Annotated in this window: 5 protein-coding genes; 4 read left to right on the forward strand and 1 reads right to left on the reverse strand. The window is 70.3% G+C overall.

Annotated features, from left to right (window positions below):
* Positions 1-149: 149 nt before the first annotated feature.
* Positions 150-1,439 carry a diaminobutyrate--2-oxoglutarate transaminase gene (gene ectB, locus AC1DY2_RS14715; RefSeq protein ID WP_476763102.1) on the reverse strand — a complete coding sequence of 430 codons (1,290 nt, stop codon included), beginning with the start codon at positions 1,437-1,439 and terminating at the stop codon, positions 150-152.
* Positions 1,440-1,633: 194 nt separating this feature from the next.
* Here ectB and AC1DY2_RS14720 point away from each other — a divergent pair, with 194 nt between their 5' ends.
* From AC1DY2_RS14720 to AC1DY2_RS14735, 4 genes are all read left to right on the forward strand, one after another.
* The gene (locus tag AC1DY2_RS14720; protein WP_476763103.1) at positions 1,634-3,226 is read left to right on the forward strand and encodes an ABC-F family ATP-binding cassette domain-containing protein; all 1,593 of its coding nucleotides are present in this window, start codon (positions 1,634-1,636) and stop codon (positions 3,224-3,226) included.
* A gap of 358 nt (positions 3,227-3,584) precedes the next feature.
* Positions 3,585-4,124, forward strand: a complete 540-nt coding sequence (locus AC1DY2_RS14725; protein ID WP_476763104.1) for a dihydrofolate reductase family protein — start codon at positions 3,585-3,587, stop codon at positions 4,122-4,124.
* Positions 4,121-4,795 (forward strand): helix-turn-helix domain-containing protein, encoded by a 675-nt coding sequence (locus tag AC1DY2_RS14730; RefSeq protein ID WP_476763105.1) that lies wholly within the window; start codon positions 4,121-4,123, stop codon positions 4,793-4,795. Before AC1DY2_RS14725 ends, AC1DY2_RS14730 begins: the two co-directional genes overlap by 4 nt.
* 3 nt (positions 4,796-4,798) lie before the next feature.
* Positions 4,799-5,338, forward strand: a 540-nt coding sequence (locus AC1DY2_RS14735) for an SRPBCC family protein (protein WP_476763106.1), incomplete at its 3' end; no start/stop codon positions are given.

Genomic DNA, 5,338 nt, shown 5'->3' on the forward strand with positions numbered 1-5,338 from the left:
CTCCACCATGGTGCTGCGGGACGCGCCCGACACGGCCGACGGTCGCCTCAGCGACGAGGCGATCGAGTTCGTACGCCTCGTGCGCTCGGGCGAGCTGGCGCAGGCGGATGCCGCGGCCTGGGTGCGTCGCCGGCTCTGCGGCGCGTAGCTCAGCCGGCGGCGAGCACCGCGTCGAGGCTCTCGCGCACGATCGCGAGGCCGCGGCTGAGTTCGTCCTCGGTGATCGTGAGCGACGGCAGGAACTTCAGCACCTCGTCGTGGGCGCCCGACGTCTCGATCACGAGGCCGCGCGTGAACGCCTCCTTCGAGATGCGGCCGGCCAGGGTGCGGTCGCCGTCACAGGCGAGGCCGTACATCAGGCCGCGGCCGCGCACGACGAACGCCTGGGCGGGGTGATCGGCGGCGATGGCCTCGAGCTCGGCGCGCAGCATCCGGGACTTCGCGGCGATGGCGTCGGTGAACGCGGCATCCGCCCAGTAGGTCTCGAGCGCGACGCGCGACGACACGAAGGCGAGGTTGTTGCCGCGGAACGTGCCGGTGTGCTGCCCGGGCTTCCACACGTCGACCTCGGGGCGCAGGAGCACGAGCGACATGGGCAGCCCCGAGCCCGAGATGGACTTCGAGATGGTCACGATGTCGGGCACGATGCCCGACTCCTCGAACGCGAAGAACGCGCCGGTGCGGCCGACGCCGGCCTGGATCTCGTCGAGGATGAGCAGGATGCCGCGCTCGGCCGTGATCGCGCGCAGGCGCTGCAGCCACGCGGCGCTCGCCACGTTGATGCCGCCCTCGCCCTGCACCGCCTCGACGATGACCGCCGCCGGCAGGTCGAGGCCCGAGCCCGGGTCGTCGAGCATCTTCTCGAACAGGTCGAGCGTGTCGACGCCGGCGCCGAGGTAGCCGTCGTAGGGCAGGCGCGCGATGTCGTCGAGCCCGGTGCCCGCGCCGCCGCGGTAGTGGCTGTTGCCCGTCGCGGCGAGCGCGCCGAGGCTGAGGCCGTGGAACGCGTTCGTGAACGCGACCACCGTGGAGCGCCCGGTCGCCTGGCGTGCGACCTTGAGCGCGGCCTCGACGGCGTTGGCGCCGGTCGGCCCCGTGAACTGCAGCTTGTGGTCGAGTCCGCGGGGCGCGAGCACGAGCTGTTCGAACGCCTCGATGAACGCGCGCTTCGCCGAGGTGGCCATGTCGAGCCCGTGGATGATGCCGTCGCGCTCGAGGTACTCGATGAGCGCCCGCGTGAACGCCGGGTTGTTGTGCCCGTAGTTGAGCACGCCGGCGCCCGCGAAGAAGTCGAGGTACTCGCGGCCGTCGGCGTCGACGAGGGTGGAGCCGGTGGCGCGGTCGAACACGGTCGGGAATGCGCGGACGTACCCGCGCACCTCGGACTCGCGACGGTCGAAGACGTCAAGGGCGGTTTCGCTGCTGATGGCGCTGCTCATGGCAGGCGGCTCCTCTCGAGAGGCGACGATGGCGGTGCATCGACCCTACGTCCTCCGGATGGGCGTCTGGTGCATGCGGACAGGCCCGCGCTCGCGCGTACCCAGCCAGGCAGCGGATGCCGCCCGGTAAAGTTGGCCGTTCGCGTCATCCGCACCCGCACCACACCCTCCTCCTCCGAACGCAAGGACCTTCCGTGAGCCTGATCCGCCTGAACGACGTGAGCATGGAGTTCGACGGGCGGCCGGTGCTTCGGGAGGCCTTCCTGAAGCTGCGGGCGGGCGACCGCATCGGCCTCATCGGCAAGAACGGCACGGGCAAGACGACATTCCTCGAGCTCGTGCTCGGGCGGCGCGAGCCCACCAGCGGCACCGTCGACGTGACGCTGGGCACCACGATCGGGTACTTCTCGCAGTTCTCCGAACTCGACGGCGAGCAGTCGACGTACGAGACCCTCAGCGCCCACTTCACGGCGGTGCACGAGACGCAGGCGCGCCTCGACGAGATCGGCCTGCAGCTGGCCGAGCCGATGACGGATGCCGCGATGACGGCGTTGCTCGTCGAGCAGGGCGAGCTGTTCGAGCGCATGGACCACGTCGGCGGCTGGACGTACGAGAACACGATCGACACCGTGCTCACGAGCCTCGGATTCGACGAGGAGCGGCGGCACCTCCCCGTCGACCGGCTGTCTGGCGGGTGGCGCAACCGCGCCGCGCTCGCGCAGATCCTCGTGCAGGCGCCCGACGTGCTGCTGCTCGACGAGCCGACCAACTTCCTCGACCTCGACGGCGTGCGCTGGATCGAGGGGTGGCTCGGCGGCTTCGCGGGCGCCGTGCTCGTGGTCTCCCACGACCGGCAGTTCCTCGACGGCGTCGTCGACCGCATCGTCGAGATCGAGAACCACCGACTTCAGGAATATGAAGGAAACTACTCCGCGTACGTGCACGCCAAGCAGTCGCGGCTGAAGATGCTCGAGCGCCAGTTCGCGCACGAGGAGGAGCTGCTCGCCTACGAGCAGGCCGCCTCCACCGCCCGCCGCGAGGCCGCGCGCAACCCGTCGAACGCGGTCGCGCGCCGGCTCGCCGACATCAAGAAGCGGCAGGCGCCCCGCCCGATCGACCAGATCATCACCTCGATCTACGACGGCCTGCGGGTCAGCAACGACCTGCTCACGGTGACCGGCCTGTCGAAGGGCTTCAACGGCACGCCGCTGTTCGAGGGCCTGTCGTTCGACCTGCAGCGCGGCGACCGCGTTGCGGTGCTCGGCTCGAACGGGTCGGGCAAGTCGACGCTGCTCGACGTGCTCACCGGCGAGACCGAAGCGGATGCCGGCACCGTGCGCTGGGCGAAGGGCGCCAGGTTCGTGTCGTACAACGCGGTGTACGCCGAGCTCGACCTCGACGACACCGTGGGGCACGCGGTGAACGCGTACCCCGACTCCCTCGCGTTCACGGCGACGAAGAAGAGCGTCAACCGGTTCCTGGCGATGCTGCAGTTCTCCGACGCCGACCTGCAGCAGAAGATCGGCACCCTCTCGGGCGGCCAGCGCGCCCGCGTGGCGATCGCCCAGTGCCTGCTCTCGGGGGCGGCGGTGATCGTGCTCGACGAGCCGACGAACCATCTCGACATCACGTCGACCCAGGTGATGGAGCGCGCGCTGACGCACTTCCCGGGCGCCGTCATCGTCGTGTCGCACGACCGCTTCTTCGTCGACAAGCTCGCCGACCGGCTGCTCGTGTTCGACGGAACGCCCACCGTGCGCGAGACGGCGGCGACCGGCGCGCTCTGACGCACCGGCTGCGCCCTGCGGATGCGGCCGCGCCGCGGCATCCGTCGGTCGCCGTCGAATTCGCAGGATGAGCGGCGGCTGAGCCGCGATCCGGCGGGTACGCGGGCGCTCATCCTGCATACTCGGCCTGCTGGGTCGCGGCATCCGCTGCACCGCGATTCCGCATGAGAATCCGACCGATCGCCGCCCTACGGCGGCCATCCACCGGATCATCATGCATTGGCCGACCTGTAGCAACCGACATGAAAACCTTCCTTGACAAATAAACTTGTCGGTAGGACCATTGAAACGTGAGCAGGACTCGGAGACATCCCTTCGGCGCAGGCTCACCCCGACACGGAGGTCGATCATGCGAACGGTGACCCTCGGAATGAACGTGTCCCTCGACGGATACGTCGCCACCGACGACGGAGGGCTCGACTGGGTCTTCCCGAACTTCAGCCCCGAGCTCATGGCGTCGACGCAGCAGCTGCTCGGCGGGCTCGAAACGATGCTCATGGGCCGCAAGAACTACGAGGGCCAGGCCGAGACCTGGGCCAACGCCGAGGGTCCCATCGCCGAGGTGATGAACTCGGTCCACAAGGTCGTCTTCTCCACCACGCTCACGCAGGCCGAGTGGAGCAACTCGACGGTCGCGACGGCCGCCCCCGAGGAGGAGATCCCGCGGCTGAAGTCGCTGCCCGGCGGGCCGATCGGCACGGCGGGTGGCGCGGCATTCGCGCAGTACCTCTCGTCGCACGGGCTCATCGACGAGTATCGCCTCACCGTGCACCCGGTCGTGCTCGGCAGCGGCCTGCCGCTCTTCACGACGCGCATCGCGTTCGACCTGGTCGACTCGGTCGACTACCCGAACGGCGTGGTGGTGCGCACGCTGCGGCCCAAGCCCGCCGCGTCATGACCACAGCTGCCGCTCCCGCAGTGCCCGTCGTGCCCGCGGCACCTGCCGCACCCGTCGAGGTGATCGCCATCGAAGACACGGATGCCGCGATCGCCTCGCTCGATCCGATCCGCTCGCGGCTCCTCGCCGAACTGGCCGAGCCCAACTCGGCGACGACCCTCGGCGCCATCCTCGGCCTGCCCCGGCAGAAGGTGAACTACCACCTCCGCACCCTCGAGGAACGAGGACTCATCGAGCTCGTCGAGGAGCGCAAGAAGGGCAACGTCGTCGAGCGCGTGATGCAGGCGACCGCGACGTCATACGTCATCAGCCCCGCCGCGCTCGCGGCCGTGCGGCCCGATCCGTCGCGCTCGCCCGACCGGCTCTCGGCGCGGTGGCTGCTGTCGCTCGCCGCCCGGCTCGTGCAGGACGTCGGGGCACTCATCACCGGGGCCACGCGCGAGCAGAAGACGCTCGCCACGTTCGCCCTCGAWGGCGAGATCCGATTCGCCTCGGCAGCCGCCCGCGCGGCATTCGCCGAGGAGCTCGCCGGCGCCGCTCTGGCGCTCGTGAGCAAGTACCACGACGAGTCCGCCGCGCGCGGGCGCGACTACCGTCTGGTGGTGGCGCTGCATCCGAGCACCGAGCCGCGCAGCGCAGTGGGAGCCGAACCGACCAGGAAGGACGGCTGACGGATGTCGCACCGCTTCGAGGAGCCCGCCGAGTACGAGTTCGACCTCGCCCCGGAGACCGTGTGGGAGGCGATCGCCACCGGGCCGGGCCTCAGCTCGTGGTTCATGGGCGCGACCGAGGTCGACCGCGAGCAGGGCGTGGTGCGCACGACCATGGGCAGCTACGCCCAGGAGTCCTCGATCGTGGCCGACGAGCCGGGCCGGCGCTTCGCGTTCCGCGGCGCCGAGAGCCCTGACGGCCGGTTCTTCGCGATGGAGTTCCTCGTCGAGGCGCGCACGTCGGGCAGCACGGTGCTGCGCATCGTGTCGAGCGGGTTCCTGCCCGGCGACGACTGGGAGGACGAGTACGAGGCGATGCTCGCGGGCGGGCGGATGTACCGCCACACGCTCGTCGAGTACCTCACCCACTTCACGGGCCGCCCGGGCATCGCCGTGACGGCGTCCGCGCCCTTCGGCGACAACGACCGCCGCTGGGCGGCGATGCTGGCCGACCTGGGCGTCGATCACGGCGTCGGCCGTGACCTCGGCGGCGAGGCATCCGCC

It is taken from the genome of Agromyces sp. P1_H4, assembly GCF_056405255.1.

What these genes read in the sequence shown, in the direction of transcription:
- ectB (WP_476763102.1), bottom strand. Translation starts at nt 1,439, where the DNA reads ATGAGCAGCGCCATCAGCAGCGAAACCGCCCTTGACGTCTTCGACCGT.